This window comes from Oceanicaulis sp. UBA6590 (assembly GCF_002433705.1).
Taxonomy (GTDB): domain Bacteria; phylum Pseudomonadota; class Alphaproteobacteria; order Caulobacterales; family Maricaulaceae; genus Oceanicaulis.
On the sequence record NZ_DJIQ01000045.1, the window covers coordinates 1 to 26,636 of the forward strand.

General features: G+C 64.7%; 29 protein-coding genes. 9 read left to right on the forward strand and 20 right to left on the reverse strand.

Going from position 1 to position 26,636, the window contains the following annotated elements:
* The 9 genes from B2Z70_RS09855 to B2Z70_RS09895 all read right to left on the reverse strand — a co-directional run.
* The coding region (locus B2Z70_RS09855) for a 2-oxoglutarate dehydrogenase E1 component (protein WP_292982914.1) at nucleotides 1-2,183 on the reverse strand (2,183 nt) is incomplete at its 3' end.
* 279 nt (nucleotides 2,184-2,462) lie between these two features.
* On the reverse strand, nucleotides 2,463-3,371 hold the full coding sequence (gene sucD, locus B2Z70_RS09860) for a succinate--CoA ligase subunit alpha (RefSeq protein ID WP_009802210.1): 909 nt from the start codon (nucleotides 3,369-3,371) through the stop codon (nucleotides 2,463-2,465).
* A gap of 3 nt (nucleotides 3,372-3,374) precedes the next feature.
* Nucleotides 3,375-4,571 carry an ADP-forming succinate--CoA ligase subunit beta gene (gene sucC / locus B2Z70_RS09865; protein ID WP_009802211.1) on the reverse strand — a complete coding sequence of 399 codons (1,197 nt, stop codon included), beginning with the start codon at nucleotides 4,569-4,571 and terminating at the stop codon, nucleotides 3,375-3,377.
* Between the two features lie 124 nt (nucleotides 4,572-4,695).
* On the reverse strand, nucleotides 4,696-5,031 hold the full coding sequence (locus B2Z70_RS09870) for a hypothetical protein (protein ID WP_009802212.1): 336 nt from the start codon (nucleotides 5,029-5,031) through the stop codon (nucleotides 4,696-4,698).
* Nucleotides 5,028-6,272, reverse strand: coding sequence for an MFS transporter (locus B2Z70_RS09875; RefSeq protein ID WP_009802213.1), 1,245 nt, complete (start codon nucleotides 6,270-6,272; stop codon nucleotides 5,028-5,030). The genes B2Z70_RS09870 and B2Z70_RS09875 overlap by 4 nt, the downstream gene beginning before the upstream one ends.
* Before the next feature lie 77 nt (nucleotides 6,273-6,349).
* On the reverse strand, nucleotides 6,350-6,892 hold the full coding sequence (locus B2Z70_RS09880) for a DoxX family protein (protein ID WP_292982918.1): 543 nt from the start codon (nucleotides 6,890-6,892) through the stop codon (nucleotides 6,350-6,352).
* A gap of 73 nt (nucleotides 6,893-6,965) precedes the next feature.
* Nucleotides 6,966-8,165 carry an alkaline phosphatase D family protein gene (locus tag B2Z70_RS09885; protein ID WP_292982920.1) on the reverse strand — a complete coding sequence of 400 codons (1,200 nt, stop codon included), beginning with the start codon at nucleotides 8,163-8,165 and terminating at the stop codon, nucleotides 6,966-6,968.
* Nucleotides 8,166-8,257: 92 nt separating this feature from the next.
* A complete protein-coding gene (locus tag B2Z70_RS09890) occupies nucleotides 8,258-8,650 on the reverse strand; it encodes a DUF2306 domain-containing protein (RefSeq protein WP_009802216.1) in 393 nt (130 codons plus the stop codon).
* Nucleotides 8,647-9,123, reverse strand: a complete 477-nt coding sequence (locus tag B2Z70_RS09895) for a DUF2141 domain-containing protein (RefSeq protein ID WP_292982922.1) — start codon at nucleotides 9,121-9,123, stop codon at nucleotides 8,647-8,649. Before B2Z70_RS09895 ends, B2Z70_RS09890 begins: the two co-directional genes overlap by 4 nt.
* A gap of 178 nt (nucleotides 9,124-9,301) precedes the next feature.
* On the opposite strand from B2Z70_RS09895, the gene B2Z70_RS09900 reads away from it, so the two are divergent.
* On the forward strand, nucleotides 9,302-10,054 hold the full coding sequence (locus tag B2Z70_RS09900) for a LytTR family DNA-binding domain-containing protein (RefSeq protein ID WP_009802218.1): 753 nt from the start codon (nucleotides 9,302-9,304) through the stop codon (nucleotides 10,052-10,054).
* Here the strand turns inward: B2Z70_RS09900 and B2Z70_RS09905 are convergent.
* Complete coding sequence (locus B2Z70_RS09905) at nucleotides 10,051-10,599, reverse strand: GNAT family N-acetyltransferase (protein WP_292982925.1); 549 nt, start codon at nucleotides 10,597-10,599, stop codon at nucleotides 10,051-10,053. The genes B2Z70_RS09900 and B2Z70_RS09905 overlap by 4 nt on opposite strands.
* 54 nt (nucleotides 10,600-10,653) lie before the next feature.
* On the reverse strand, nucleotides 10,654-11,259 hold the full coding sequence (locus tag B2Z70_RS09910; RefSeq protein ID WP_292982927.1) for a peroxiredoxin family protein: 606 nt from the start codon (nucleotides 11,257-11,259) through the stop codon (nucleotides 10,654-10,656).
* Between the two features lie 204 nt (nucleotides 11,260-11,463).
* Between B2Z70_RS09910 and B2Z70_RS09915 the strand changes: the two genes are divergently transcribed.
* Nucleotides 11,464-11,964 (forward strand): TspO/MBR family protein, encoded by a 501-nt coding sequence (locus tag B2Z70_RS09915; protein ID WP_292982929.1) that lies wholly within the window; start codon nucleotides 11,464-11,466, stop codon nucleotides 11,962-11,964.
* Here B2Z70_RS09915 and B2Z70_RS09920 read toward each other — a convergent pair.
* Nucleotides 11,954-12,175 (reverse strand): hypothetical protein, encoded by a 222-nt coding sequence (locus tag B2Z70_RS09920; RefSeq protein ID WP_292982931.1) that lies wholly within the window; start codon nucleotides 12,173-12,175, stop codon nucleotides 11,954-11,956. The genes B2Z70_RS09915 and B2Z70_RS09920 overlap by 11 nt on opposite strands.
* A gap of 321 nt (nucleotides 12,176-12,496) precedes the next feature.
* On the opposite strand from B2Z70_RS09920, the gene B2Z70_RS09925 reads away from it, so the two are divergent.
* On the forward strand, nucleotides 12,497-12,709 hold the full coding sequence (locus B2Z70_RS09925) for a cold-shock protein (protein ID WP_009802223.1): 213 nt from the start codon (nucleotides 12,497-12,499) through the stop codon (nucleotides 12,707-12,709).
* A 77-nt stretch (nucleotides 12,710-12,786) separates the two neighbouring features.
* Here B2Z70_RS09925 and B2Z70_RS09930 read toward each other — a convergent pair whose 3' ends face one another.
* Nucleotides 12,787-13,920 carry a serine hydrolase domain-containing protein gene (locus tag B2Z70_RS09930; protein ID WP_292982933.1) on the reverse strand — a complete coding sequence of 378 codons (1,134 nt, stop codon included), beginning with the start codon at nucleotides 13,918-13,920 and terminating at the stop codon, nucleotides 12,787-12,789.
* A gap of 51 nt (nucleotides 13,921-13,971) precedes the next feature.
* Nucleotides 13,972-15,546 carry a PfkB family carbohydrate kinase gene (locus tag B2Z70_RS09935; RefSeq protein ID WP_292982935.1) on the reverse strand — a complete coding sequence of 525 codons (1,575 nt, stop codon included), beginning with the start codon at nucleotides 15,544-15,546 and terminating at the stop codon, nucleotides 13,972-13,974.
* Nucleotides 15,547-15,612: 66 nt separating this feature from the next.
* Between B2Z70_RS09935 and B2Z70_RS09940 the strand changes: the two genes are divergently transcribed.
* The 3 genes from B2Z70_RS09940 (at nucleotide 15,613) to B2Z70_RS09950 (ending at nucleotide 18,621) form a co-directional block, all read left to right on the forward strand.
* A complete protein-coding gene (locus B2Z70_RS09940; RefSeq protein ID WP_292982937.1) occupies nucleotides 15,613-16,458 on the forward strand; it encodes an HpcH/HpaI aldolase/citrate lyase family protein in 846 nt (281 codons plus the stop codon).
* 3 nt (nucleotides 16,459-16,461) lie between these two features.
* Nucleotides 16,462-16,803, forward strand: coding sequence for an arsenate reductase (glutaredoxin) (arsC, locus tag B2Z70_RS09945; RefSeq protein ID WP_009802227.1), 342 nt, complete (start codon nucleotides 16,462-16,464; stop codon nucleotides 16,801-16,803).
* An 84-nt stretch (nucleotides 16,804-16,887) separates the two neighbouring features.
* Nucleotides 16,888-18,621 carry an ATP-binding protein gene (locus B2Z70_RS09950; RefSeq protein ID WP_292982939.1) on the forward strand — a complete coding sequence of 578 codons (1,734 nt, stop codon included), beginning with the start codon at nucleotides 16,888-16,890 and terminating at the stop codon, nucleotides 18,619-18,621.
* A gap of 5 nt (nucleotides 18,622-18,626) precedes the next feature.
* Here B2Z70_RS09950 and B2Z70_RS09955 read toward each other — a convergent pair whose 3' ends face one another.
* Nucleotides 18,627-19,163, reverse strand: a complete 537-nt coding sequence (locus tag B2Z70_RS09955; RefSeq protein WP_292982941.1) for an NUDIX hydrolase — start codon at nucleotides 19,161-19,163, stop codon at nucleotides 18,627-18,629.
* Nucleotides 19,164-19,282: 119 nt separating this feature from the next.
* Here B2Z70_RS09955 and B2Z70_RS09960 point away from each other — a divergent pair, with 119 nt between their 5' ends.
* Nucleotides 19,283-19,843, forward strand: a complete 561-nt coding sequence (locus B2Z70_RS09960; RefSeq protein ID WP_292982943.1) for a MarR family winged helix-turn-helix transcriptional regulator — start codon at nucleotides 19,283-19,285, stop codon at nucleotides 19,841-19,843.
* 14 nt (nucleotides 19,844-19,857) lie between these two features.
* On the opposite strand, the gene B2Z70_RS09965 is transcribed toward B2Z70_RS09960, so the two are convergent.
* The 5 genes from B2Z70_RS09965 to ccmA all read right to left on the reverse strand — a co-directional run bounded on the left by B2Z70_RS09965 (nucleotide 19,858) and on the right by ccmA (nucleotide 22,721).
* Entirely contained in the window at nucleotides 19,858-20,403 is a 546-nt protein-coding gene (locus B2Z70_RS09965) for a DsbE family thiol:disulfide interchange protein (protein WP_241760701.1), read from the reverse strand.
* A gap of 8 nt (nucleotides 20,404-20,411) precedes the next feature.
* On the reverse strand, nucleotides 20,412-20,621 hold the full coding sequence (ccmD, locus tag B2Z70_RS09970; protein ID WP_009802232.1) for a heme exporter protein CcmD: 210 nt from the start codon (nucleotides 20,619-20,621) through the stop codon (nucleotides 20,412-20,414).
* Nucleotides 20,618-21,361 carry a heme ABC transporter permease gene (locus B2Z70_RS09975; protein WP_292982946.1) on the reverse strand — a complete coding sequence of 248 codons (744 nt, stop codon included), beginning with the start codon at nucleotides 21,359-21,361 and terminating at the stop codon, nucleotides 20,618-20,620. The genes ccmD and B2Z70_RS09975 overlap by 4 nt, the downstream gene beginning before the upstream one ends.
* A gap of 65 nt (nucleotides 21,362-21,426) precedes the next feature.
* Nucleotides 21,427-22,095: a heme exporter protein CcmB gene (locus B2Z70_RS09980; RefSeq protein WP_292982948.1), complete on the reverse strand. Its 669-nt coding sequence runs from the start codon at nucleotides 22,093-22,095 to the stop codon at nucleotides 21,427-21,429.
* Complete coding sequence (gene ccmA / locus B2Z70_RS09985) at nucleotides 22,092-22,721, reverse strand: heme ABC exporter ATP-binding protein CcmA (protein ID WP_040612581.1); 630 nt, start codon at nucleotides 22,719-22,721, stop codon at nucleotides 22,092-22,094. Before ccmA ends, B2Z70_RS09980 begins: the two co-directional genes overlap by 4 nt.
* A gap of 189 nt (nucleotides 22,722-22,910) precedes the next feature.
* Here ccmA and B2Z70_RS09990 point away from each other — a divergent pair, with 189 nt between their 5' ends.
* Nucleotides 22,911-23,618: a hypothetical protein gene (locus B2Z70_RS09990; RefSeq protein WP_009802236.1), complete on the forward strand. Its 708-nt coding sequence runs from the start codon at nucleotides 22,911-22,913 to the stop codon at nucleotides 23,616-23,618.
* A 234-nt stretch (nucleotides 23,619-23,852) separates the two neighbouring features.
* Nucleotides 23,853-26,531 (forward strand): aconitate hydratase AcnA, encoded by a 2,679-nt coding sequence (gene acnA / locus B2Z70_RS09995; protein WP_292982952.1) that lies wholly within the window; start codon nucleotides 23,853-23,855, stop codon nucleotides 26,529-26,531.
* The last annotated feature ends 105 nt before the right edge of the window (nucleotides 26,532-26,636 follow it).

Here is a 26,636-nt window from a genome sequence, read left to right on the forward strand (position 1 = left end):
AACTGGGCTTCCCACATCACCAGCGAGTTGGGAGCCGACAGGGTGTACCCATACTCGTAACCGAGCACGGCTTCCTCTGAGAGCATGGAGTCGATGACTTCATAGCGCGCCTGATCACCGCCCAGATTGTTCAGCGGGGTGTAGCGCTCTTCCGTCTCCTGGTCGATCACGTGAGAGTGGCGTTGGGAGAAGGTGCCGCGGCCGCAGTCCTGGCCGGACAGACGCACCGGGAAGCCTTCCTTGAGCAGCGACCCGAAGGCCAGATGCTCCGCCGTCGCCCAATCGATGCCATTCTCGTCCTCGAGCACGGCCTTGCGACGGTTGGCGATCACGCGGTTCAGCGTCTTGTGGATGGCGATATCCTCGGGGATCGTCGTCATCTTGTCAGCGATGTCCTTGAGAACGCTCGCCTCAACAGCCGTCTGGCCGCGGCGGTCATCCTCTTCGGGCAGGCCGAGACCTTGCCAGACGCCATCCAGCCAGTCCGCGCGGTTCGGGCTGTAGGACTTGGCCTTCTCGAACTCGTCATCGAGGAATTGCGCGAACTCCTCGACCCAGCCGTCGATCTCGTCCTGGGTGACCACGCCTTCCTTGATCAGGCGCTCGCCATACTGCTCCAGCGTCGTGGGATGCTTGGCGATGGTCTTGTACATGATCGGCTGGGTGAAGCTCGGATCATCGCCCTCATTGTGGCCGTAACGGCGGTAGCAGAACATGTCCACGACCACATCCTTGCCAAAGCGCTGGCGGTATTCCGCAGCAACTTTCGTGGCAAAGGTCACGGCCTCGGGATCATCGCCGTTCACGTGGAAGATCGGCGACTGCACCATCAGCGCCACATCGGACGGATAGGGCGAGGACCGGCTGTCCTTGGGATCGGTGGTGAAGCCGATCTGGTTGTTCACCACAAAGTGGATCGCGCCGCCTGTGCGGTGTCCGCGCAGGCCCGACAGGCCGAAGCATTCCGCTACCACGCCCTGACCGGCGAAGGCCGCATCGCCGTGCAGCAGCAGCGGGAGCACCTTCTCGGCATAGTTCGAGCCATCGCCTTCATCACGGCGGAACTGGGTCTGCTTGGCGCGGGCCTTGCCCAGCACGACCGGGTTCACCGCCTCGAGGTGGGACGGGTTGGCGGTCAGCGACAGGTGAACCTTGTTGCCGTCAAACTCGCGGTCGGAGGATGAGCCCAGGTGATACTTCACGTCGCCCGAGGCGTAATCGACCTGGCCGAGCGTGTCGCCGCCCTGGAACTCGTGGAAGATCACGTGATAGGGCTTGCCCATCACTGCCGCGAGCACGTTGAGACGACCGCGGTGCGGCATGCCCAGGATGATGTCCTTCACCCCCAGCGCGCCGCCGCGCTTGATGATCTGCTCCAGCGCCGGGATCAGGCTTTCGCCGCCGTCAATGCCGAAGCGTTTTGTGCCCGGATAGCGCTTGTGCAGGAAGTTCTCGAAGGCTTGCGTCTCGATGATCTTCTTGAGGATGGCGATCTTGCCTTCCTTAGAGAAGGCGATTTCCTTGTCCGGTCCCTCGATGCGCTCCTGCAGCCAGGCTTTCTCTTCGGGATTGGAGATGTGCTGGAACTCCACGCCGAAGGTGGAGCAATAGGTGCGCTTGAGAATATCGAGCATCTGACGGACGGTCGCCGTCTCCAGCCCCAGATAGCCGTTGATGAAGATCTCGCGATCGAGATCGTCGGATCCGAAACCATAGGTCGCCGGATCCAGCTCGGGCTGCTGGCCGAAGCTCGTCAGTTTCAGGGGATCAAGATCCGCCGCCAGGTGACCGCGCATGCGATAGGCGCGGATCAGCATGATCGCGGCGATGGAATCCTTGACCGCCTTGTGGACCTCTTCCGGAGACGCGCCGGAGCCCTTGTGCTGGGCGACGGCGTCCGGCAGCGCCATGGTCGCGCTCTCGATGTCGCCGAGCGCGGTGACCAGTTCGCCATTGGCCGGGCGCGGCCAGTCCTTGCGTTTCCAGGACGGGCCCTTGGCGGATTGGCTGGCCTCGGCGGGGGCGTCCCCCACCTCTTCAAAGAAGGCCCGCCAGCTCTCCGGCACGGAAGCCGGGTCGGCAGCGTAGTTCGCCGCCATTTGCTCGAGATAGACGGCGTTGCCGCCAAAAAGGAACGAGGTGTCCAGGAAAGTCTGGTTTTGGGGGGAGCGTTCGTCAGCCATGGCGCCATTCAATCGGCATCTAAGGGAAACACGCGCCGGAACGGACGCGTGCATATGGTTTGACCCGACATTTATGCCTGTTAGTTAAGAAATAGAAGACCGAAGCGCCGCAAATCGGTAAAACCACGCCGATTTTACTGCAATCGGGGCGTCTGCGGGGCGCGCAAATCCCCATACAACCGCTCAACCCGCCCGCCGATGCGACTTTTGGCTAGGCGCCAAAGAAAACCCCCGCCCGGATCGCCGGGCGGGGGTCTGTCTTTTCAGGCGACCGAAGTCCTAGCCCTTGAGGACCTCGACCAGGGTGTCGCCGAGACGCGCCGGGCTGTCGGAGACGACGATGCCCGCCGCCTTCATGGCCTCGATCTTGTCTTCAGCGCCGCCCTTGCCACCGGACACGATGGCGCCGGCATGGCCCATGGTGCGGCCCGGAGGCGCGGTGCGGCCCGCGATGAAGCCGACCATCGGCTTCTTGCGGCCCTTCTTGGCTTCGTCCTTGAGGAACTGGGCCGCGTCTTCTTCGGCGGAGCCGCCGATCTCGCCGATCATGATGATCGACTTGGTTTCGTCGTCCGCGAGGAACATCTCCAGCACGTCGATGAACTCGGTGCCCTTGACCGGGTCGCCGCCGATGCCGACAGCCGTGGTCTGGCCCAGGCCCGCATTGGAGGTCTGGAAAACCGCTTCATAGGTCAGGGTGCCGGAGCGCGAGACGACGCCGACCGAGCCCTTCTTGAAGATGGAGCCCGGCATGATGCCGATCTTGCACTCTTCCGGCGTCAGGACGCCCGGGCAGTTCGGGCCCAGAAGGCGCGAGTTGGACTTTTCGAGGCGAGCTTTCACCTTGACCATGTCCATCACCGGAATGCCTTCGGTGATGCAGGTGATCAGCTCGATGCCCGCATCAATGGCTTCGATAATGGCCGCGCCAGCGCCAGCCGGCGGGACATAGATCACGGACGCAGTGGCGCCGGTGGCTTCCTTGGCGTCGCCCACGGTCGCGTAGATCGGCAGGGTTGCGGAGCCGTCCAGACCCGAGGTCCAGCTTTCGCCGCCCTTCTTGGGGTGCACGCCGGCGACCATCTTGGTGCCGTAATAGTTCAGCGCCTGTTCGGTGTGGAAGGTGCCGGTCTTGCCGGTCAGGCCCTGAACGATGACTTTGGTGTCTTTGTTGACGAGAACTGACATGGCTTAGGCCTTCTTCACAGCAGCGGTGATTTTCTTCGCGGCGTCGTCGAGATCGTCAGCCGAAGTGATGTCGAGACCACTTTCGTTGAGGATCTTCTTGCCCAGGTCCACATTGGTGCCTTCAAGGCGCACCACCAGCGGAACCTTCAGGCCGACTTCCTTCACAGCCGCGACCACGCCTTCGGCGATGACGTCGCAGCGCATGATGCCGCCGAAGATGTTCACGAGGATGCCTTTGACGTTCGGATCGGCCGTGATGATCTTGAAGGCTGCGGTCACTTTCTCTTTGGAGGCGCCGCCGCCCACATCGAGGAAGTTGGCCGGCTCTGCGCCATAGAGCTTGATGATGTCCATGGTCGCCATGGCGAGGCCCGCGCCGTTCACCATGCAGCCGATATCGCCGTCGAGCGCGATATAGGCGAGGTCGTATTTGGACGCCTCGATTTCCTTGTCGTCCTCTTCGGTGAGGTCGCGCAGCTCGCGGATGTCGTCGTGGCGGAACAGGGCGTTGCCGTCAAAGGACACCTTGGCGTCCAGAACGCGCAGACGACCGTTTTCCATGACGATCAACGGGTTGATCTCCAGAAGGCTCATGTCCTTCTCGGTGAACGCCTTGTACAGGATTGGCGCCAGCGACAGCATGTCGTCGCGCGCCTGACCCTCAAGCTCCAGCGCCTTGGCGATCCTGGAGGCGTCGTCTGCGGTCACGCCCGTGGTCGGGTCGATGTTCACGGTCAGGATCTTCTCGGGGGTCTCTTCGGCGACCTGCTCGATATCCATGCCGCCTTCGGTGGAGACCACGAAGGCCACCTGGCCGGTTTCACGGTTCACCAGAAGCGAGAGATAGAGCTCGGTGGAGATATCCGCGCCGTCTTCGATGTACAGGCGATTGACCTGTTTGCCCTCGGGGCCGGTCTGGTGGGTGACCAGCGTGTTGCCGAGCATTTCCTTAGCGTTCTTGGCCACGTCTTCCTTGGAGAAGGCGAGGCGCACGCCGCCCTTGGCGTCAGCAGGCAGTTCCTTGAACTTGCCCTTGCCGCGGCCGCCGGCGTGGATCTGGGACTTCACCACCCAGAGCGGGCCGGGAAGCTGGTCAGCGGCTTTGGAAGCCTCTTCGACGGAAAACACAGCAACGCCTTCGGCGACAGGCGCGCCGTAGGATTTCAACAGGGCTTTCGCCTGGTGCTCGTGAATGTTCATGGAGCAATATCTCTCGCACAGAGCTGAGGGGGATGCGGGCGAGAAACACCCGCACCTAGGCGGACAGGCGGCGTTATAGCACCCGAGCGGGCTGGCGCAACGCAGCATTCCCCTCTCTTTAGACCTAGATCGTGTCTTTTGCCTTAGCGAAGCGCACGCTGAGGGCGCCTGCGGCCCAGCCGAGCCCTGCGCACAGCCCCGCCGCCAGGGGCAGGACGAAGTAGAGCCCGGCGGTTCTGCAGGCGTCCGGGCCTGCAAACTCACACCCTTCCGCCATGGCGGCCGCCGTGTCCGTCAGCCCCAGGGCGATGACCTGGCCCAGCAGGACCGGAGCGCCGGCCCCGATCATCATCCAGCCCAGCCAGGTCATGAAGCCGAGCGCGGCCAGCCTGCGGCGCAGGGCGAACGCGGCCAGCGCGCCCGCCAGGGCAGGCAGGGCTATGACAAGCGCCATCATCATACGCGATCAAGCTCGTCTTCAGGGGCCTCGATCTCGGCCAGCTCGGCGGAGGTGGCCTGCAGGTTGACGAAGGGCTGGCGCTCATCCTCGCTGACCGGCTTGCGGGCCCGGCGACGCCACATCATGCCGGCGGCCAGGATGCAGCTGACGACAGCGGCGAACAGAAACAGCCCGCGCGGCCCCAGCGGTCCGGAATAGGCGATGCCCGCCACGATGGGTCCCAGCGTCGAGCCCGCGGCCCAGACCAGCAGCATGCCCGATGCGATGGCGGGCAGCTCCTCCACCCGAGACCGGTCCGCCGCATGCGCGACGGCCACGGAATAATAGGCCAGGCTTGCGGCGCCCCACAAACCCACCAGGATCGCGGCCAGCAACAGGTCCGGATTGGGCATGACCACCAGGATCAGGGCGAAACAGCCGCTCATGATCGACAGCGCCGCGATCACCAGGCGCCGGTCCATCTTGTCGGAGATGATCCCGGCCGGCCATTGGGTCACCATCGAGCCCAGATAGATCACCGCCATCAGGAGCGCCGCGCCGCCAGCCGCATTGAGCGGATCCAGCGATCCCGCCCAGATCGGCATGAAGCCCAGCACGCCCGAATTGAGCAATCCGGCGGTGAAGGCGGCCGCAGCGGCGGCGGGGGCGATGGAGAACAGCCGCGTCACCGGCACGGTCTCGCCCGTGGGCAGGCTGGGCTGGGCGCGCCGGGTGAACACGATTGGCGTCAGCGCGAGCGCCATGGCGGCGCCCGCCATGATGAAGCCGTCGCGCGCGTCAAAACCCGGCAGGGCGATCAGGAAGGGCCCTGCGATCAGACCGGCGCGGCCAATAATCTGATAGACCGAGATCACCGCGCCGCGGCGCTCGCTGGGCGTCGCGTCCGCGATCCAGCTTTCCGCAACGGCGAACAGACCGGCCGCGCAAATCCCGAACCCGAAGCGCGTGATCAGCCACCACAGGAAATGGTCGCCCAGCGACAGCATCAGGGTCAGGGCCGCTGCGCCTCCGGCATAGCCGGCATAGGCGCGAATATGGCCCACCGAGCGGATCATGCCCGGCGACAACCAGGCGCCCAGGGCGAAGCCGGCCCCGAACGCGGCGATCACTGCACCAATGGCCGGACGTCCCCAGCCGGCGCCGCTCATCGCCAGCGGCAAGGCCACGCCCAGAGCGCCCATGGCGGCCTGCAGGAACAGGGTCGCGACCATCACCATGGCGACATTGCGATAGATCAGCATGGGGCGGCCCTTACGGTCTGGATCGGCGCATCTGCGTCAAGGTCATCATGAGGGGCTGCGCAAGGCAAGCCGTGCGGTCAGGCCAGGCGCGCCAGACGCGCAAGCGCCCAGTCCAGAGAGAGCGGCCCGGCGCCGCGCAGGATCAGATACAGCCCGAGCGCCAGATACGCCACCGTTGAGGTGAAGGCTTCGGGCAGAATGAACAGCATGTGCCACAGCGTCCCCAGAAAGACCGCAATCCCGGTCAGGCGCGTCAGAAAACCCAGCGTCAGGCTCAGGCTGGCGAGCGTTGCGACCGCCAGCAGCAGGAAGGCGGCGAAACCGGCGTCCACCTGCCCCATGGTCCAGATCCGGGCCGCGGTTTCCAGCCCGTCACTCGGCGTCACCCAGGCCCGCCAGGACAGAGGGTCCTCCACCGCCGCCGCATTCGCCCGCGACCAGCTCCACATCTGAAGGATCAGAACGGACCGCACCGCAGCGCCCAGCACAGCATCCAGAAGGCTGGCGCCAGCCCCCCGGACCGACCGGGCGACCGGCTCGGGCGGCGCGAGTCCGGCGCCGGGGCCCGCGGCCTCTCCGGCGCCCAGAAACAGGCGTTCAAACTGACTGGCGTCTTTCATGGCGTTCCCCCGACAGCCATTCTGCCCGCATCAGGACCTCGCAGCAATCCGGCGCGGACCGGCGGCCTTCGGGTCAGCGGGCTCCGATGGCGGACAGGCTGACGCTTTCCTGACGCACGGGCGCGCCCTCCATGTCCCGGATCTGGAGGCTGAGGCGTCCCTGATCCCAGTCAATAGCGATGACGCCGTAGTTTTCCGGTGCATACATCGCGCCCAGACGATTGGGGCCAGGCTCATTGTTCTCGTCCGCGAACGACATGTTCAGCGCCGAGGAGGTGATCTCGTAAAGCGGGTAACTCGCCACATCATCCCGGCGATACAGCCCCGCGGAATGGCGGTCGCCGGAGACGAACACGACGCCTTCCGCGCCGCTTTCATTGATCAGGCGGAACAGGCGGTCACGCTCCAGCGGCATGGTGCGCCAGGCTTCCCAGCCATGACCGTCGGCCAGCACCTGGATGGAGGAGACGATCAGACGCAGATCGGCGGGTTCCGCCAGCTGATCGGCCAGCCAGGCCCATTGCGCCGCGCCCAGCATGTCCTGATCGGGATTGGCGCTGGGAATGTAGCGCTCGCGGCCGACGGCGCCGCGCTCGTCGGTCGGGGTCAGGTCAGAGCGGAAATAGCGCGTATCGAGCAGGATGATCTGGACGCGCTGGCCTTCCGGTCCGAACACGCGCGCATCGTAAATCCCCTCGCGCTGGCGGCGAGGATCGTCCGCCTCGGCCCGCCAGAAGTCGAGAAAGAGCTGCTCTGCGAAGCCCTTGAAGGGAAAATCACGGCCCAGATCATTCATGCCGTAATCATGGTCATCCCAGGTGGCGAGCATGGGCAGGGCCGACCGCAGCAGCCGGAATTCCGGACGGGCGGCCAGCGCGGCGTAATTCTCGCGCAGCTCGGGCAGGTCGGCGTTGTAGGAACGCGCATCGCCATAGACGTTGTCGCCCACATACATGAAGAGGTCGTGGGACTCCCCCGCAATGGTCGCCAGAATGGGGATTTCGCGCTGGGCGGTATTGCAGGATCCGAAGGCGATCGAGGTCAGCACCGCATCTGCCCCTGGCAGGGCGGGACCTTCGGGCGCCACAGGCGCAACATAATCAAGCTGGGCGTAATACGGCGCCAGCGCCTCGACCGGCGTGCGCGGCGCATCCGCCGAGACGAGGCTGGGCGCCATGACCGGCTCGGTGGCGTCCGCCGGCACAGGCTCTGAGCAGGCGGTCAGGGCGAACAGGCCAACGCCCAGCATGAGTTTGATCCAGCTTGACGACATTTCATTACCCTCACAGATGCCGGCCCGCTCCAGACCGTGTGAGAGCAGGTGTAGCGCGGCCTTGCGTCAGGTCAATGACAGCTGCGCCGGGTCTAGCCTCCGAAGATGACCGCGTGCATCAGGCGACCCGGGATCAGGGTGGCGGCGCCGGGAATTCCAAGCGCGGAGACCATGAGGACCAGCGCTGCGAACCGATGGCGTCTGACATTCCCGCGGCGCGCCAGGACGGACAGCCAGACCACGCCGATCACCGTTACCGGGATGAGAAGATGCAGCAGGCTGAAATGTCCGCTCGCGCCGCGGATGAAATACGCCGTGCCTGCGACCAGCAGCATCAGGCAGACCCAGACATATCCCAGCGCCCGATGCGGGATCGTGCCCTTGGGCGCAGACAACTGGACCACGCCAAGCCCCAGCGCCCCCAGCGCGGCGAGCGCATGGACCTGGATATGCAGCGGCGCGTTCAGGAAAGCCTCGATATTCATCCTCGAACTCCATGCAGGGTGATCGCCATGTCGCGGGTCTCTCCCGGCGCCAGCACGAAGACAGCCTCATCCCAGTTCGCGCCGCGGAAACGGGGACGGGGGTTGTTGGAGAAGCCGTAGCGCTCCCGCGGGATGCCGGCGAAGTTCGTGTCGAAATCCAGATTGCCGTTGGCGTCATGGAACACCTGGACGCCCACTTGCCCGGTCGGCACGCCTTCTAGCCTCACCGTCGCCTGTCCATTGGTGATATCGACCCATTGGGACCTGACTTCCTGCTGCGCATTCCAGGCGTCGGCGCTGTCATAGACGCCGACCCAGACCCGACCGGTTTCCGAATTCAGCCCGTCGATGACCAGAGAGAGAGCGGCGCTCTCGGCGCCCTCCTCGCTCTGGGCTTGCGCGGCGGGGGCGAAGTGCAACGCGAAGAGGGCGGCGCTGGCGAGCGCGACGGTCTTGAGCGTCTTGTGATTCATGGGAGCATCCTTTCCTGCGAGAGGCCGCAGTCGGTGACAACTGGTGCTGCGGCGCGCTCTCTTGCTGGACGGACGGGGAGGCTGCGAAAAGCGGTTCTGCGCGAGCGGACTGGACCTCTTCGCGAGTTGCAGCCAACCTGCCGTTCACGCTTCGCGAACGGGGGTGAACGCTTCAGTCATGCAGGACAGGGTCAGGACACTCGCAGGCGCGCTCGTGCAGCCCGGGCTGATGACTCTGGGGCTGGGCACCTTTCTGGCGATCATGGGCCCGTTCGGCTCCAACACGCTGGGCTGGCCCTGGGTCTGGGTCTACTGGACCAGCTTCATCGCCCTCGGCGCCTGTGTGGGCTTCACGCTGGGACATGTGCTGCCGCGCTTCCTGCCCCGGGCGCCCGAGTGGAGCATCTATGCGCTGACCGCCGCGGGCGTCTCCATACCGGTCACGTTCGGCGTCGCATTCGTCAATGCCGGCTTCAACTTCCGGCTGAGCGCGGCTGAGCTGGCGCTGACCTATTTTCTCGTGCTGTTCATTTCGAGCTTCGCCACAGCCGTGGTCTACGTGGTGGACGCGCTGACCGGCAAACGCCGGCATGGAGCCCAAGAGCCGCCCCGGGCCGGCGCCGCCCTGACAGAGAAGCTGCCGCTGCGGCTCAGACAGGCCGAAATCTGGTCCATGACGGCCGAGGATCACTATCTGCGCATCCGCACCGAAAGCGGAGAGGCGCTGATCCTGATGCGCCTGTCTGACGCCGTCGCCGCTTGCGACGCGCTGGAGGGCGCGCGCACGCATCGGTCCTGGTGGGTGGCGCGGGCCGCGGTGACCGAAGTCCGCAAGGGCGATGGCCGGGGCGTTCTGATCCTGAGGGATGGTCTCGAAGCTCCGGTCAGCCGCACCTATTATCCGGCCTTGAGGGAGGCTGGCTGGTTCTAGCGACCCAGTCGATCGCGGTTGACAGCCCAGTCCGCCTGCGACTGCCCCCAGACCTCCGCCTCCACGCCGAAGCCGGGCACCTCCGCTCTGCGGCCCAGATCAACCGAGCCCAGCTTGCGGGCGACAGCCTTGGAATTGACGTTCTCGGGAACGATGAGATGAATGACGCTGTCCCAGCCCAGTTCATCAAAGGCGAAGTCCATCGTGGCGACCGCCGCTTCCGGGCCATAGCCCTTGCCCCAGTGCGTGCGGGTGATTGACCAGCCGACCTCACGCTGGGGCCAGCCATGGGGCGCCCATGGGCCGACCCGGCCGACCCAGTCGCCGGTCGCCTTCTCCTCCACGGAAAAGAACCCGTACCCGCGCACGACCCAGTGCCCGATGATGGCGCACATCTGCCGCCAGATCAGCGGCTCCGTCATCACCCCGCCGATATGACGCGCGGCGACCTCATCACTCATCAGGCTGATGAAGCCCGACAGGTCGCGTTCTTGCGGCACGCGCAGGCGCAGGCGTTCGGTTTCCAGAACAGGTCCGTCGGTCATGGGGCTCTCCTCGGTTCAGCGCCGAGTGTCCCCATTGCGACCCGGGGCGCAAGGCTAGCGCGATTGAACCGCCGCCAGCACATCCTCGGCGGAGATGCGGGTGGCGTAGCCGCGCTGCTGGCCCAGACCGGCTTCGTGCCAGAACTTGGCGACGACAATCCCGTCGCGATCAATGACGAACGTGATGGGGTAAGGCACGCCATGGGCCAGATGATCGGGGTCAGCATAGATCGGGTCGCGCACGCCAAAGGCGTCAATGATCGCGCTGCCCTCATCGGACAGAAGCGTCATGCTCAGCCCGCGACGCTCCGCTGCCTGCGCCAGCGTTTCCGCCGGATCATAGGTCAGCACCGCAACGGGCCAGCCGGCGGCGTCGAAGGCGTCCACATGGGTCTGCAGTTCGAGGGTCTGCCGCAGGCAGATCGGGCACCAGTCGAGCGACCGGTTGAAGTACAGGACAAGGCCATTCTCTCCGGCCAGGTTTGCGAGAGTGCGCGTCTGGCCCTGCGCATCCACCCCCTCAAACGCCGGAACGCGTTCGCCCACTGCCGGACCAAAAGAGGCTGCGGCGTCAGCGGCCGCCTCGACCGGACTTTGCGCCTGGGCGCTTACAAGGAAGGCAGACAGCGCCAGACACAGGGCGAGACCGATACGCAACATGAGACAGTCCTTGAAGGCTTGGCGGCGTCAGGGCCGGGTTTCACCCCGATCATGCCCCGTCCGCTGCATCAGGCATAGCAGCTGCGTCTCGCCTCAAGCGATTGTGACCTTACAGCGGCGTGGGCGCTTGCACTCTGGCCGGGGACGTAAACCATGCTAGTGTTCAGGGCGTATCCGGACGGGACCGCGCAGAGGAGGCGATCCGTGGCGACGAACATCTTCCGCAAATCCCGTCCCGCGTTTGGCCGTCTGGCCCTGTACCTCTTCATCTTTGTCGGCGCCGCTCTGGCGCTGAACGCCTGGATCTTCACCGGTCCGGCCATTCAGTGGTCGCGCACGCTGGAGAACCCGGACTGGTCGCCTTCCGGCGCGGTGATCGGCTCGGTCTGGGTCGGCCTCTTCGCCCTCATGGCGCTGGCCGCCTTCATTGTGGATCGCTATGGCGATGACCGGCACAAGGATTTCGCCAGGCTCGCCATCATCACCCAGTATGTCGTCTGCATGGGGTGGACGCTGGGCTATTTCGGCCTGCAAAGCGTCGCCAACGGCTTCTATGTGACAGTGGTCTCGCTGCTTCTGTGCATACCGGTGACCCTGGCCGCCTTCCGCGCCGCATGGCTGGCGGGCGTCCTGATGCTCCCGCTCGTCGCCTGGCAGGCCTTCGCGCTCCTTCTGTCCTGGAGCACCTGGCGGCTTAACCTTTAAAGCCGCGCCAGACCGCGATCCCGAAAACGGCGAGCACCAGAAATCCCGCGCCCATCTCCGCCAGGCTGATCCCCCAGAGCACCGGTTCGACAAGCGGGGCGAGTCCGCTCATCAGGCGCGCCGCAGCGGCGGTGACCCGTTCGCCGTGAAATCCGGCGCCGACCGCAATCATCACGAGAAAGGCCGCGCCGAATCCAGACAGGCGGATCATTGCGCCCGGATCGGACCCGCCCGAGCGGGGCGCGCGAGACTTAGCGCTTATGAATCTTCGTGTTCTTCGGCTCACCTGTCAGGCCCTAGTCCAGAGCGATCGCACGCTTAGGCTTTGCTTGTGAAGGGGGGCGTTTTCAGGCATAGTATTCGGGCACGAGCGGCTTGAACAAGGCCCGGTGAAGAGTATGGAAGACCCGAGTGCCTATCGCCTCTGACTTTGCCTTCCCCGACCGCAATCCGCACGCTGTGCGCGGGACGCCGTGTGCACTTACTACTGGCGTGGGACGCTGCGCGGACGGACGGGAAAGGACTCCTACCCATGACTACGGGTACCGTTAAATTCTTCAATACCGAGAAGGGCTTCGGCTTCATCACGCCGGATGAAGGCGACAAGGATGTGTTCGTGCACATCACCGCCGTCAAGGATGCCGGCCTGAACGATCTGCGCGACGGCCAACGCATTGAATTTGAAACTGAACCGGATCGCCGCGGCAAAGGCCCCAAAGCGGTCAACCTGAAGGCGATGGACTAATCGCTTTCCCGCCTGAAGCAAGACGCCGCGCGAGGCCTCTCGCGCGGCGTCTTTTTCATGAGAGCGCCTGACGGGCTTTAGAGGCAGCGATAGGCCGCCTCGATCAGGGCCTTGGCGCGGGCATCGCCTACCAGCACATCCATCTGCCGGTTCATCACATAAGCGCCGGACACGCCCCGTTCCGGGTCCGCAAAGCCGCATGAGCCGCCAAAGCCGTAATGCCCCACAGCCTTTGGCTCCGGCCCGAATGCGCCAGACTCGCGGTTGATCATCACGCCGGCCGCAAAGGACAGATCAAAGGGCAGAACCCGGTCCGGCCCGTGCACGCGTTCCTTCATCGCCGCCTCAATCACCGCGCCGGACACGAAGGCCGCATCATCAAGGCGCCCCTGAGTGGCGAACGGCGCCATCAGCCGGGCGATGGCGGTCGCCGTGCCATGGCCATTGGCGGCGGGCAGCTCGGCGGAGCGCCAGGCGGCGGTTCCGCGCCGACCGGGCGAGGACCAGGGCTTCAGGAAAGCCGCGGACTTTTCAGGCGTCATGGAGCCCAGATGCGGCGGACGGGGCGGCAGGACATGCTCGGCCGCCCGCTCGTGCTCGCTTTCAGGCACGCCAATATGGAAATCGATGCCGCGCGGACCACAGATCTCCTCGCGCAGGATGGCGCCCACCGTGCGGCCTTTCACGTCCGCCCGGCGCACCACCGCATCCGCAATCACGCCGTAGCTGATCGGGTGATAGCCGGAGCCTTCCCCCAGCGGCCACATGGGCGCCATCGCGGCGAACCGGCTTTCCATCAGCTCGCGGTCAAACCAGTCGGACGGCTCCATCTCTTCGGGATAGCCCGGCAGACCCGCCTGATGGGACAGGGCCTGGGCCAGGGTGACTTCGCCCTTGCCCGCCTGAGCGAATTCCGGCCAGACCTCTGCGACCGGCGCGTCATAATCGAGCCGCTCCTGATCAACGAGCCAGGCCACGACCAACGCCGTGATCGCCTTGCCGGTGGAGAAGACCGGAACAATTGTCTCCGCCGTCCAGGGCTGCTCGCCCTTGCGGTCTGAGTGACCGGCGTGAATATCAACCAGTATTTCTCCGTCGCGGATCAGCGTGAAGCCAGCGCCCAGCTCGCCGCGTTCGGAAAAATTCTCTTTGAAGGCCTCGGCGACCGGCTCGAAGCCCGACGCGAGATGTCCGTGGATGTCAGTGCTCATGAGCGATCAGGTATAGGCCCGCGCATCGGGTTTCAAGCTTGGACCGCGCGTCTAGGCGTGAATGGCCATGATTAGGCCCTGACCGTCTTCCGGAGGGCTGTCGGGCAGGCGTCGCGCTTCTCCCGCCGCGATTCTCTGGGCCGTCAGAACACACAGTCCCGCATCAACCAGATCATCAGGCGCGCAGAGAGACGACTTGAAGGGATGGGGCTCGAAGAGCGCTTCGGGCAGGCCTTCACGGATCAGGAGGTCCAGCCGCTCCTGCCGACCCGCGCGGGCCTTCTTGCGATGGACCGCCGGCGCACCGGACAGGACCGCGAAGCTGACCTCGGGATGGGTCTCGAAGACCACGCCGCGTGAGAGATCCGGGGTCATCACCGCATCGATCTCACGAATTTTGGGGAACAGGTTGAACGCCTGCCTGGACAGACCCTGACCGCCTGCGGCGCGATTGAGCTGGTTCGCCTGCGCATAATCCGAGGCGGACAAGGCGATGCGCAGGGGCGAAGGAAAGACCGAGCTGCGCCGGGCGCCCAGAAGCTGACGCGCCTGCCGTTCACATGCCCGCCCGGGCGGGCTGGAGGGATGTTCCTCAAAGCCGATGGGCATGTCCACGGCGATCACTTGTGCGCCCCAGTCATAGGCATCCTGGAAGCGCTCGAACACCGCGCGCCGCGGCGCCTCGATCCCGTTGAGATCGACCATCACCCCGGCCCATCCGGCCTTGCAGCCATCCAGCCCCATCACCCAGGCCGGGCGATGCGCACCGACCCGACGCAGGGCGGGCGCGCGCAAGGCTGTCTGCAGGCTCGCGCGCGTCAGTCGCAAATCCTGTGTTTCACCGGCAAGACGCGTCTCGTCGAGCACATGAGAAATGCGCGCCATGGCCCGGGCCGCCGCATCTCGCCAGCGCGCGCCGGACAACCGCTCCGCCAGGGCGCTGGCCGCGAACACGTCTCCCGTGCCGAACGGAGCCTGCTCAAGGCGCGGCATGCGGGCGCTGAAGGCGTCATCCGCCGTGACCGTGATGACAGAGATCTCGTTGAGATCTGCAGGCGCTGAGGTGCACAGGACGACCGGCGCAAGCCCTCGGGCGGCCTCCACCGCCTGCTCCGGAGAGTGCACGGGCGTCTGCGCGAGCCAGGCCAGCTCGAACCGGTTGGGCGTGATCACCGACGCCAGCGGCAGCAGCTCATCCCGGATGGCGGCCGCCGTCTGCGCGCTCACATAAAGCCCGGCGTCTCCGCCATCCGCCTCGCCATCGCCCAGGATCGGATCAACCATGACCAGGAGATCGGGACGGCTGGCGCGCGCTTGCGCGATCAGCCCGGCCGCGAGGCGGACCTGATCGGGGTTCTGGAAATAGCCCGTGAAGATGGCGTCCACGGCCTCTAGCGCGCCATTGGCCTTCACTCCGTCCAGGGCGGACCCCATGAGCGCGGTCGTCACAGGACCGCCTCCGGGAGCGCCCAGCGCCGGGTGTCGACCCAATATCACCGTCGGCACGAGGCAGGGTCTGATCGTATGCGCCGCGAGCATCTGCGCCGTCACCCCGCCGCCCACTTCGCTGGTGGCGACCAGCGAGCTGATGACAAGAACGGACGTCTGGGGAGTGGTGTCAGCCATGCGCCTTATGTATGCCTTTGCCTCATGATGGACGATTCCTCTCACACACTTCTGAACGCAAGACTTATGCGATCGGTCCTGTTCGTGCCCGGCGACAAGCTGCGCGCGCTGGAGAAGGCGGCCGGCCTGGGCGCGGATGCGATCATCCTCGACCTTGAAGACGCTGTCGCGCCGGAGCGCAAAAGCGAAGCCCGCGCCAGCGCCAGGACCGCCATCCCGGGCTTCCGGGCCGAAGACCTGTACACGGTATTGCGCATAGCGGAGCCGGCCTCATCCGAACTCGGCGCAGACATCGAGACTGCAGCCGCGGCTTCGCCGGATGCCGTGCTGATCGCCAAGATCGAGACGCCTGACCAGCTCAGCGCCGTGCGCAAGCGGCTGGATGACGCCGGATATGCCGGCCCTGTCTGGGCGATGATCGAGACCCCGCTGGGGGTGATGAATGTGGAGGCGATCGCCCGGCAGGCCCGGCTTCATCGCCTGGAGGCGCTGGTGGCGGGCTCCAACGACCTCGCCGAAGGCTTGCGTCTTCCCGAGAATGATCAGAGACGACAAACGCTGACGCCCTATCTGTCCCGCCTGGTTCTGGCGGCTCGGGCCATGGGCCTGACGGTCCTGGACGCGGTTTACAACGCCTACAGGGACGAAGCCGGTTTTGAAGCCGAAGCCCGCCAGGGTCGCATCCTGGGATTTGACGGCAAGACCTTGATCCATCCCTCCCAGATCTATCCTGTACACCGCGCCTACACCCCTTCGGAGGCCGAACAGGCCTGGGCGCAGACCGTGGTGGACGCCTTTGCAGACCCGGCCAATGCCGGCAAGGGCGCTGTCCCGGTTGAAGGCCGAATGGTCGAACACATGCACTTGCGCGCCGCCCGGCTTGTCCTGGCCGCCGCGCACACCAAGGAGTGAGATATGGAATACTGGCACAATCCGCGCTGCTCGAAATCACGCGAGGCCCTGGCTCTGCTCGAACAGCACGGCATGCGCCCGACCATTCGCGAGTATCTCAAGGAGCCGCCGACCCCGGATGAAATCCGCTCCGTGATCTCCAAGCTGCGACTCTCCAGCGCCCGCGAGCTGATGCGCACCAAGGAAGAGGTCTACAAGGAACTGGGCCTCAAATCCGTCGAGGATGAAGACGCCCTGATCCAGGCCATGGCGGACAATCCCAAGCTGATCGAGCGTCCGATCCTGATCCGGGGCGAGCGCGCCGCGCTGGGCCGTCCGGTGGAACAAATCCTGGATGCGCTCTGACCGCATACGACTTTTGGCGGAGCGTCACCAAGTTGCAAGACTTTTCAGTGCAGCCTGTAGGAGCGTTTCCGCCGGGGTCAGACCATGGACACTCTCATCACGCTCGATGCGTATCAAAGCGTCGCCAGAAAACGCGCGCGCGAATTGCCCATGCGTATCGGCACCGCGCTGTTTGGCGCTTTTGTCCTGTTTTTCGCAGGTCTCAAGCTCTTCGCGCTGGGCTATGCCGTGCTGGCGGTCGCCTCACAGTGTCTGGACCACTGGATCGCTTCCAAATTCAGGGATGAGTCACGCACCGCACCGGTGACCCGCCCGGAAAAGATCTCGGCGAACCTGTCCATGCTGCTCGCCTCCATCATTTACTCCTCACTCAGCCTCGGGCTTTGGACGGCTTGGGGGCAGACGGGCGAATCCATTGCGCTTTTGCTGCTCTGCGGCTCTTTGTTCCATATCGCCGTCCACTCCAACGAGAACCTGTCCCTGACCCTGAGCGGAGGCGGACCGGCGGCGGCGTATCTGCTCGGTCTGCCGGCGAGCGCGCTGTTTCGCGATGGCGAGATGAATGTCGAATACTTGCTCGCCCTCATCGCCGCGACCTTGTTCCTGTTGCACTTCTTCATCGCCGCGCGGCGGTTCGGCGACGCCAGCCACCGCATCAAGGACGCCTACAGGCAAGCCGAGAAGGCGAACGCCGCCAAATCCCGCTTCCTGGCCAATATGAGCCATGAAATCCGGACCCCGCTCAACGGCGTCATGGGCATGGCCCAGCTTCTCGAGCAAACCGAGCTGGACGACCGGCAGCGCGATTATGTTCGCATGCTCAATTCCTCGGGCACCGCGCTTCGCGGTCTGATCGACGATGTGCTGGACATCTCCCGCATCGAAGCCGGCGAATTCGAACTCGATGACACCCCCTATCGCCCCGCCGACCTGCTGCGGAACACAGCAGATACAATCGCCAGCCAGGCGGCGAGCAAGAAGCTCACGGTCGAACTCGATATCGCCCCCGAACTGGAAGCCCTCGTTGCAGGCGATCCGACTCGTGTGCTGCAGATCCTGACCAATTTCGCCGGCAACGCGGTCAAGTTCACCGATGTCGGCGCGATCGCGATCAGCGGCCGCGTCCTGGAGACCGGCCAGATGGAGCTGAGCGTGTCCGACACCGGTCCCGGCATCGCCCCCGACCAGGTCAAATCCATCTTCGAGCGTTTCAGCCAGCTTGATGACAGCGTGGGTCGCCAGCATGAAGGGGCCGGGCTCGGCCTGACCATCGCGCAGGAGATTGCTGTCCTGGCCGGCGGCGATATCGGCGTGGAGAGCGAGCTGAACGCCGGCAGCCGGTTCTGGGTCCGTCTGCCCCATCGCCCGGTGAAACCTGCGGACGCGGCGCACCCGGGTCCGTCCGATGCGAGCAGGGCGTCTGCCGCCGCGCAACGGGCCCATCCCGAGCGCACCGCCCTCGTGGTCGAGGACAACGCCACCAACCGCAATCTGCTCACGTCGTATCTGGAAGGCGCCGGATGGCGCGTGCTCCAGGCCTCAAGCAGCGCCGAAGCGCTGGCTGAAATGGACAAGACCGACACGGATCCGGACGCGGTGCTGCTGGATCTGCACATGCCGGGCCTGTCAGGCGAGGATTTGCTGGTCCATTTCAACGCCGTCTATCCGGACATGCCCGTGGTCATCGTGACGGCTGACGTCACCTCCGGGACGGCCCAGCGCATGCGGGAGAAAGGCGCGGCGGACTGCCTGCCCAAGCCCGTCAATCTCGATCAGCTGGGCGCCCGGCTTGACCAGATGACCCTGAAGTCCGCCTGACGCGTCTAGAGCGGCTTGAAGTCCGGGCCCTGGGTGCGCATGGCGGGCGGCAGCTCGCGCCCATGCCCGGCGCGGAAGTCATCCAGCGCCCATTTCACGCTGGGGAAGGCGAGATCCGGCAGCGGCAGCGCCTCCCACTCGTACAGCGCAACCTCCCGGCTTTCCGGTCCGGCCGCAATGGATGGATCGCTCAACCGTGCGCGGAAGAAGATCTGGACCTGGGAAATGCGGGGGACGGAATAGATCGCCAGAACCCCCTCCAGCTCCAGCCTGGCGCACGCCTCCTCATACGCCTCGCGGCGGGCGGCGTCCTCAACGCTTTCGCCTTCTTCCATATATCCGGCAGGCAGGGTCCAGAAGCCCGAGCGCGGCTCGATCGCCCGCCGACACATCAGCACGCGGCCATCCTCCGAGATCGCCACCACGCCCGCCACAATCTTCGGATTGACGTAGTCAATGAACCCGCAGGTCCGACAGACGCGCCGTTCGCGATCATCGTCCTCAGGGACGACGTGATGGAAATCAGGCTCTTGCGCATTCATGGCGAAACCCTTGCATCATTAGGCGTTTGTTTGCCCCAATCCGTATCAGGAAGGACTTGTTATTGAAACGTCGTCAAACCCGGCTATGGTTGTTTTGTTCCGTCGCCGGAGGGTGAAATATGGCTGACGCACTCGATTTCGACCTCAACGCTTCGCCCGGGCATCTCATGCACCGCGCCCAGCAATTCGCTGCGGAACAGTTTTCCGAAGCCACCGGCGGCGTTCAGATCACTCAACGGCAATTCGCCGTGCTCTGCGCCGTTCATGACCAGGAAGGGCTCACCCAGACCCAGCTGGTGCAATCGACCGGGATTGACCGCTCGACACTGGCCGAACTGGTTTCCCGCATGGCGGCCAAGGGCCTGCTGGTTCGGGAAAAGGCGCCGGGGGACGCCCGCGCGAACGCCGTCCGCTTCACCGAGGAAGGTCGCAAGCTGCACGCCACGGTCATCGCGGGCGCGAAGGCCGCAGACGAAGCCATCCTGACGGCCCTGCCCAAGAACAAGCGCGCGAGCTTTGTCGAAGCGCTCAACCGCATCGCCCGCGCCTCCGAGCTGGGTGCGGAAGCGGCGAAGGAAGAGGCCAAGAAGGCCAAGCTCGCCGAGAAGGCCGCCAAGGCGAAGGCCAAGGGCGGCGACAAGAAAAAGAAGAAAAAGAAGAAGAAGGCCGCCGCCGAGTAGGACGGTCCGACCGCTTACTCCGCCGCGCTCCAGTCAATCGGCTGACCGCCCGCCGCGGCCCAGGGTCCGGCCATGCGCTGTATCCAGACGATATCGGTCACCGCGCCACGCCAGCGGGCGCGAATGATCCCGTCAGCATCCACGATGAAGGTTTCCGGCGGACCGGTGACGCCCAGCTCGAACCCGGCGCGTCCTTCAGGGTCGGCCGCCAGCCCGGTGAACGGGTCGCCCAGCTGGTTGAGGAACTGTGCGGTATCCGCTTCGTCATCCTTGTAGACGATGCCGTAGATCGGCACGCCCTGATCGGACATGAACTCAAGATAGGGATGTTCGATCCGGCAGGGCGGACACCAGCTCGCCCACACATTCAGCAGATAGGGGCCTTCCACCGTCTGCGGATCATACCCTGTCTCGGCGAAGCTCACCGCTTCGAGCGGCAGGTCGAGATCACTGACGCGTTGACCGATGATCGGATCGCCGCCGCCCTCGGACGGACGCAGAAGCGCAATGGCGAAAATGGCCAGCAACAGGCCGACCGCCATCACCGGGAACCAGGTCATGATGTTCTTCATGCCGCATCCTCGTCGGCGTTCAAGGCGGCGCCGGGCTTCAGGGCGGCTTCCTGCGCTTCAAGACGCGCCAGACGGGCGCTGGCCGCGCGGCGACGGCTCACCGCCATGACCACAAGCCCGACGCTGCCCAGAAGGCTGAGCCCGTAAGACACCCAGACATAGACCGCGTAACCGTCCATGGAGAGGAAATCGATGAGGGCGCTCACAGCTCCGCCTCCAGTTCCAGACGCCGCTCGCGGCGGCGTTCCAGCGCTTCGGCCCGGCGCTCCATCATCATGGCGCGCATCTGGGTCAGCACGAGGGCGAGATAGAGCACGGTGAAGCCGAGCGCCATGATCGCCAGCGGCCAGAGCTGGGAGGCGTCAATCGTGGGGCCATCGAACCGGAAGACGCTGGCGCCCTGATGCAGGGTGTTCCACCAGTCCACGGAGAACTTGATCACCGGCAGATTGATCAATCCCGCCATGGCGAGGATGGCTCCCGCACGGGCGGACAGCTTCTCGTCCTCGATGGCGCCGCGCAGGGCCATGTATCCCAGATAGAGCAAGAACAGCACCAGCATCGAGGTCAGGCGCGCATCCCACACCCACCAGGCGCCCCACATGGGACGGCCCCAGAGCGATCCAGTCGCCAGGCAGATGAAGGCGAACACCGCGCCCGCCGGCGCAATGGCGCGGGCGGCGAGATCGGCGAGGTTATGCCGCCAGATGAAATAGACAAAACTCGCCCCGCCCAGCCCCGCATAGGCGAACATGGCGAGCCAGGCCGCCGGCACATGCACATACATGATCCGAACCGTATCGGACTGCTGATAGTCGCCGGGCGAGAAATACAGCGCCCAAGGCAGACCCACGGCGAACAGCGCCGCTGCGACACCCCAGCACCAGGGGATCAGGGCGCGCGCAAGGCGGTCGAAACGTTCAGGATTGGCGAAATAGCTCCACATAAACCGATCACCTAGCCGGGCCGGCCCCAACGGGCAAGCCGATGCGGCGCTGGGCCGCATGAAACCTATTCAAGACGCGCCCTCAAAGCCGCCGCCGCGCCGAAGGGCGCCAGCGCCAGCGCCGCCAGCGATCCCGCGAGCGCCATCATCAGATTGGGGCCTTCCAGCCCCGTCCCGTCCATCGCCGCCCGGCCTGCGCCCGCCGCGAACACCAGAAGCGGCACTTGCAAGGGCGCCGCGATCAGGGCGATCAGCAGCCCCGCCCGCTTCAGCCCCGCCGCCAGCGCGCCCGCAAAGGCGGCGATGAAGGCGAGACCCGGCGCCGCGAACGCCAGTCCCAGCGCCAGCACAAAGGCCGAGCCCACATCCATGCCGTAGGCGAGCCCGCCAATGAAGGCCAGCAAGGGCGTCGTCCAGAACACCGCCAGGATGAAAGCCAGCGTCTTCATGAATACAGACAGCGCCAGTCCGACGGGTGACAGCGCATAAAGCTCCAGCGTGCCGTCGCTCGCATCTTCGCTGAAGATACGCTCGGCGGGCTGCAAGGTCGCCAGCAGCGCGGCAAACGCGATGACGCCCGGCCCTGCCGCCTGAAGCGTATCCGCATCCGGGCCAATGGCCAGCGGCGCGAGCGCCAGAGCGGCGAGATTGAATGCCGCCGGTCCCGCCGGCCCGCCGCCGCCCGCAAACGCCAGACGAAGTTCGCGCGTGAAGATCGCTCCCAGCGCGCTCATCCCACACCCGCCGCGGTCTTGGTGGGGGCGGGACGCAAATCCTCGACCCGCGCGCCCGCCCAACCCAGATCCACATGGGTGGCGGCGATGACAATCCCGCCCGCCGCGCAATGCTGACGCACCAGCCGCGCCAGGCGCTCCCGCGAGCGCGCGTCAAGCGGGGCGGCCGGTTCATCGAGCAGCCAGACCGACCGGTTGGAGAGCGCAATCCGCGCCAGCGCGGTGCGCCGTTTCTGCCCCGCTGACAGCGTGCCGCAAGTCCGACGCGCCAGATGCGCCAGCGCCATCTCGGTCATCACCTGATCCAGCGTCTCGAGATCACCTCCATAAAGCCGCGCCCAGAAGGCCAGGGATTGCTCGACCGTCTCGGAGGGTTTGAGCGCGTCGGCATGGCCGAGAAAGGCGACCGACTGCGGATCGAGCGAGATCTCGCCCGCCACAGGCCGCACCAGCCCGCCCATGGCCCGCAGCAGCGTCGTCTTGCCCGACCCGTTCGGGCCCAGCAGCACCAGCGCCTCGCCCGGCTCCACATTCAGAGAAAACCCGGTGAGCAGGGTCTTTCCCCCACGCTCGAGGCGCAGACTGGAAACTGCAATGGGGGAGGGTGAGAAGGCGACGGTGCTCATGGGCTGAGACTTAGCCGCAGTTCGGGCACGGGTCCAAGGCTGAGATGTCGCACTCCCCCTGCATGTCCGGAACAGGTTTCTCGAAATGCGTCGAATCCATGCTTGTCGGCACAACACCCGGTTGCTACCGTTAACGAATAGTTAAACCGGCTCTGCCGTCTCATGATTTGCCATATCCGGGGGGATGATATGCAATCGAGTGACATCTATTCCGTGACGCTGCGCACCACAGGCGCTTTCGGCTTCGAAAGCAGCCATGGCGGCCATATTTACTATTTCGCCGGACCGGACTTTTCCTCCGCTTTCCAGATTGTCGAGAAAATCTATTCCGACATCAGCAATCTTGTGGACCGCGCCAACGTCAAACTGTCCAAGGGGTTTGAGAAGAAGGTCGCGGCCTGTTCGTCAGAAATCCTGATCGACATGGAAAACAAGATCAAAATCCTAAAGAAGACGACCCTCGAGTTTTACCGGTTCTCCCAGTTCACGCGGGATAGTCTGCTGGCGATCATCGAGATGATCCGCAATGGAGAGAACGCAGCCAACCGCATCGGCATCTTCCAGCGCGAATTCCTGCGTCAGCTCGAGAACCTGTATCTGTCCTACATGGACCGGCAAGGCACGATGGAGCTCGAAACCTACGAGCAGAAACGGCACATGCTGCATGACCGGAATCTCGACCCCAAGCATCTGCGCATCGTGGAATGCTTCTACAGCGATTTCACGATCCTGAAGAACAATCTCGGGACATTCTTCAATCACAAGCTCCAGCGCTCCTTCATGACCGACCAGAACGGGATCCATGTGAACTTCATCACCCTGCTGCTCGATTTTGAAGAGATCATCGACGATCTCGCCAGCGTCATTGTCGAGGTGGATCAGGCCTCCCGGGCCTGATCACGCATCCGCCTCCTCCATCGCCATGCCGTCAGACCGCAACCTCCGCCCTGCGAATGCGTTGCGATAAATGCGTTTGAACCGCTTACGGCCTTCGGCTGCATTGCGGTGCAGCGCAGACAGTATTAAAACCCGCGCGAAACCTTTCCGTCGTGTGATCGCGCACGATACTCCGCCCGGTTCCGCCTGCACCCTCTCACTTGCGGCGGTCCGGCCCGACAACGAGGACCAAACATGGCTTCATTGGACAGCTTCAAGTGCCGTCGCGAAATGACGGTCGCGGGCAAGACCTACACCTATTTCGACCTGAAAGAGGCGGAGAAGAACGGCCTCGATGGCGTCTCCAAGCTGCCCTATACGCTGAAGGTTCTTCTTGAGAACCTGCTGCGCTTTGAAGACGGCCGCACCGTCACCAAACAAGACATTGAAGCCATCGCCGCCTGGACCAAGACCGGCAAGTCCGATCACGAGATCGCCTACCGTCCGGCCCGCGTGCTGATGCAGGACTTCACCGGCGTTCCGGCCGTTGTGGACCTCGCCGCGATGCGCGACGCCACCACCTCGCTCGGCGGCGACCCGAAATCGGTGAACCCGCTGGTGCCGGTCGACCTCGTGATCGACCACTCCGTGATGGTGGACTATTTCGGCAAGGGCGACAGCTTCGCCAAGAACGTCGAGCGCGAATACGAGCGCAATGGCGAGCGCTACAAGTTCCTCAAATGGGGTTCGAGCGCATTTGACAATTTCCGCGTCGTCCCGCCGGGCACCGGCATCTGCCACCAGGTGAACCTTGAAAACCTGGCGCAGACCGTGTGGACCAAGGAAGAAGACGGCGTCACCTACGCCTATCCGGACACCCTCGTCGGCACCGACTCCCACACCACCATGGTCAACGGCCTCGCCGTTCTGGGCTGGGGCGTGGGCGGCATCGAAGCCGAAGCGGCCATGCTGGGCCAGCCGGTCTCCATGCTGATCCCCGAAGTCGTGGGCTTCAAGCTGACCGGCAAGCTGCCCGAAGGCGCAACCGCCACCGACCTCGTGCTGACCGTCGTGGAAATGCTCCGTAAAAAAGGCGTTGTCGGAAAGTTCGTCGAATTCTTCGGCGCCGGCATCGACAATCTGTCGCTGGAAGACGCAGCCACCATCGCCAACATGGCGCCCGAATACGGCGCGACCTGCGGCTTCTTCCCGGTCGACAACGAGGCGCTGGACTATCTGCGCGCCACCGGCCGCGAAGAGGGCCGCGTGCAGCTTGTCGAGGAGTACTCCAAGGCCCAGGGCATGTTCCGCCCCGAGCGCAAGGATGATCCGGTCTACACCGACACGCTGGAGCTCGACCTCTCCACCGTCGTGCCGTCGCTGGCCGGTCCGAAACGCCCGCAGGACCGCGTGGCGCTCAACACCGCCGCCGACGCCTTCGCCAATGTTCTCAAGGACGAGTTCAAGAAGGCCGAGGAAGCGGGCAAGCGCGTTGACGTGGACGGCGAAGACTTCTCCATCGGCCATGGCGATGTGGTGATCGCCGCGATCACCTCGTGCACCAACACCTCCAACCCGTCCGTGATGCTGGGCGCCGGTCTTGTCGCGCGCAACGCGCTCAAGAAAGGCCTGAAGGTCAAGCCGTGGGTGAAAACCTCGCTGGCGCCGGGCTCCCAGGTGGTCACCGACTATCTGGAGAAAGCCGGCCTGCAGGACGATCTCGACGCCCTCGGCTTCAACCTCGTGGGCTATGGCTGCACCACCTGTATCGGCAACTCCGGCCCGCTGCCGGCGCCGATCTCCAAGGCCATCAAGGACGGTGACCTCGTCGCGACCTCGGTGCTGTCGGGCAACCGCAACTTCGAAGGCCGTGTGAGCCCGGATGTGCGTGCGAACTATCTCGCCAGCCCGCCGCTGGTGGTCGCCTACGCCATCGCTGGCACCATGAACATCAATGTCGCCGAGGATCCGATCGGCGAGGATGCCGACGGCAACCCGGTCTATCTGAAGGACATCTGGCCGACCTCCGCCGAGATCGCCGAAGCGGTGCGCTCTGCGGTGACGCCGGAAATGTTCGCCAAGCGCTATGCCGACGTCTTCAAGGGCGACGCCATGTGGCAGGGCATCGAGACCTCCGGCGGCCTGACCTATGACTGGCCGGAATCCACTTATGTGGCCAACCCGCCCTTCTTCACCGGCATGACCACCGATGTGACCCCGCCCAAAGACATCGACGGCGCGCGCATCCTGGGCCTGTTCGGCGACTCGATCACGACCGACCACATTTCCCCGGCCGGTTCGATCAAGGCGGACAGCCCGGCGGGTCTGTACCTGCAGGAAAAAGGCGTCGAGCCGCGGGAGTTCAACTCCTACGGCGCGCGTCGCGGCAACCATGAAGTGATGATGCGCGGCACCTTCGCCAACATCCGCATCAAGAACCAGATGGTTCCGGGCGTGGAAGGCGGCGTCACCAAGCTGCAGCCGTCCGGCGAGGAAATGCCGATCTATGACGCAGCCATGAAGTACGCCGATGCGGACACCCCGCTCGTCGTCTTCGGCGGCAAGGAATACGGCACTGGCTCGTCGCGCGACTGGGCGGCGAAAGGCACCCGTCTTCTGGGCGTCAAAGCCGTGATCTGCGAGAGCTTCGAGCGCATCCACCGCTCCAACCTCGTGGGCATGGGCGTGGTTCCGCTGCAGTTCCAGAACGGTGAAAGCTGGACCTCGCTGGGCCTGACCGGCAAGGAAACCGTCTCGCTGAAGGGTATTGAAGGCATCAAGCCGCGCAGCGAAGTGACGCTTGAGATCACCTTCGAGGACGGCTCCAAGAAGACCACCCAGCTTCTGGCCCGGATCGATACCGAGAACGAGCTCGATTACGTCAACAATGGCGGCATCCTGCACTACGTTCTGCGTCAACGCGCCATGGCGTAAGACGCTCTGGCGTCTCTGACGAAACAAACCCCGGCGGAGCCATCCGCCGGGGTTTTTTCAGGCCGAGGCGACTGGCAATCGCCATGGCGAAAGTTATTTCCATAT

What these genes read in the sequence shown, in the direction of transcription:
- sucD (WP_009802210.1), bottom strand. Translation starts at nt 3,371, where the DNA reads ATGTCAGTTCTCGTCAACAAAGACACCAAAGTCATCGTTCAGGGCCTG.
- sucC (WP_009802211.1), bottom strand. Translation starts at nt 4,571, where the DNA reads ATGAACATTCACGAGCACCAGGCGAAAGCCCTGTTGAAATCCTACGGC.
- B2Z70_RS09870 (WP_009802212.1), bottom strand. Translation starts at nt 5,031, where the DNA reads ATGATGATGGCGCTTGTCATAGCCCTGCCTGCCCTGGCGGGCGCGCTG.
- B2Z70_RS09875 (WP_009802213.1), bottom strand. Translation starts at nt 6,272, where the DNA reads ATGCTGATCTATCGCAATGTCGCCATGGTGATGGTCGCGACCCTGTTC.
- B2Z70_RS09880 (WP_292982918.1), bottom strand. Translation starts at nt 6,892, where the DNA reads ATGAAAGACGCCAGTCAGTTTGAACGCCTGTTTCTGGGCGCCGGAGAG.
- B2Z70_RS09885 (WP_292982920.1), bottom strand. Translation starts at nt 8,165, where the DNA reads ATGTCGTCAAGCTGGATCAAACTCATGCTGGGCGTTGGCCTGTTCGCC.
- B2Z70_RS09890 (WP_009802216.1), bottom strand. Translation starts at nt 8,650, where the DNA reads ATGAATATCGAGGCTTTCCTGAACGCGCCGCTGCATATCCAGGTCCAT.
- B2Z70_RS09895 (WP_292982922.1), bottom strand. Translation starts at nt 9,123, where the DNA reads ATGAATCACAAGACGCTCAAGACCGTCGCGCTCGCCAGCGCCGCCCTC.
- B2Z70_RS09900 (WP_009802218.1), top strand. Translation starts at nt 9,302, where the DNA reads ATGCAGGACAGGGTCAGGACACTCGCAGGCGCGCTCGTGCAGCCCGGG.
- B2Z70_RS09905 (WP_292982925.1), bottom strand. Translation starts at nt 10,599, where the DNA reads ATGACCGACGGACCTGTTCTGGAAACCGAACGCCTGCGCCTGCGCGTG.
- B2Z70_RS09910 (WP_292982927.1), bottom strand. Translation starts at nt 11,259, where the DNA reads ATGTTGCGTATCGGTCTCGCCCTGTGTCTGGCGCTGTCTGCCTTCCTT.
- B2Z70_RS09920 (WP_292982931.1), bottom strand. Translation starts at nt 12,175, where the DNA reads ATGATCCGCCTGTCTGGATTCGGCGCGGCCTTTCTCGTGATGATTGCG.
- B2Z70_RS09925 (WP_009802223.1), top strand. Translation starts at nt 12,497, where the DNA reads ATGACTACGGGTACCGTTAAATTCTTCAATACCGAGAAGGGCTTCGGC.
- B2Z70_RS09930 (WP_292982933.1), bottom strand. Translation starts at nt 13,920, where the DNA reads ATGAGCACTGACATCCACGGACATCTCGCGTCGGGCTTCGAGCCGGTC.
- B2Z70_RS09935 (WP_292982935.1), bottom strand. Translation starts at nt 15,546, where the DNA reads ATGGCTGACACCACTCCCCAGACGTCCGTTCTTGTCATCAGCTCGCTG.
- B2Z70_RS09940 (WP_292982937.1), top strand. Translation starts at nt 15,613, where the DNA reads ATGCGATCGGTCCTGTTCGTGCCCGGCGACAAGCTGCGCGCGCTGGAG.
- arsC (WP_009802227.1), top strand. Translation starts at nt 16,462, where the DNA reads ATGGAATACTGGCACAATCCGCGCTGCTCGAAATCACGCGAGGCCCTG.
- B2Z70_RS09950 (WP_292982939.1), top strand. Translation starts at nt 16,888, where the DNA reads ATGGACACTCTCATCACGCTCGATGCGTATCAAAGCGTCGCCAGAAAA.
- B2Z70_RS09955 (WP_292982941.1), bottom strand. Translation starts at nt 19,163, where the DNA reads ATGAATGCGCAAGAGCCTGATTTCCATCACGTCGTCCCTGAGGACGAT.
- B2Z70_RS09960 (WP_292982943.1), top strand. Translation starts at nt 19,283, where the DNA reads ATGGCTGACGCACTCGATTTCGACCTCAACGCTTCGCCCGGGCATCTC.
- B2Z70_RS09965 (WP_241760701.1), bottom strand. Translation starts at nt 20,403, where the DNA reads ATGACCTGGTTCCCGGTGATGGCGGTCGGCCTGTTGCTGGCCATTTTC.
- B2Z70_RS09975 (WP_292982946.1), bottom strand. Translation starts at nt 21,361, where the DNA reads ATGTGGAGCTATTTCGCCAATCCTGAACGTTTCGACCGCCTTGCGCGC.
- B2Z70_RS09980 (WP_292982948.1), bottom strand. Translation starts at nt 22,095, where the DNA reads ATGAGCGCGCTGGGAGCGATCTTCACGCGCGAACTTCGTCTGGCGTTT.
- ccmA (WP_040612581.1), bottom strand. Translation starts at nt 22,721, where the DNA reads ATGAGCACCGTCGCCTTCTCACCCTCCCCCATTGCAGTTTCCAGTCTG.
- B2Z70_RS09990 (WP_009802236.1), top strand. Translation starts at nt 22,911, where the DNA reads ATGCAATCGAGTGACATCTATTCCGTGACGCTGCGCACCACAGGCGCT.
- acnA (WP_292982952.1), top strand. Translation starts at nt 23,853, where the DNA reads ATGGCTTCATTGGACAGCTTCAAGTGCCGTCGCGAAATGACGGTCGCG.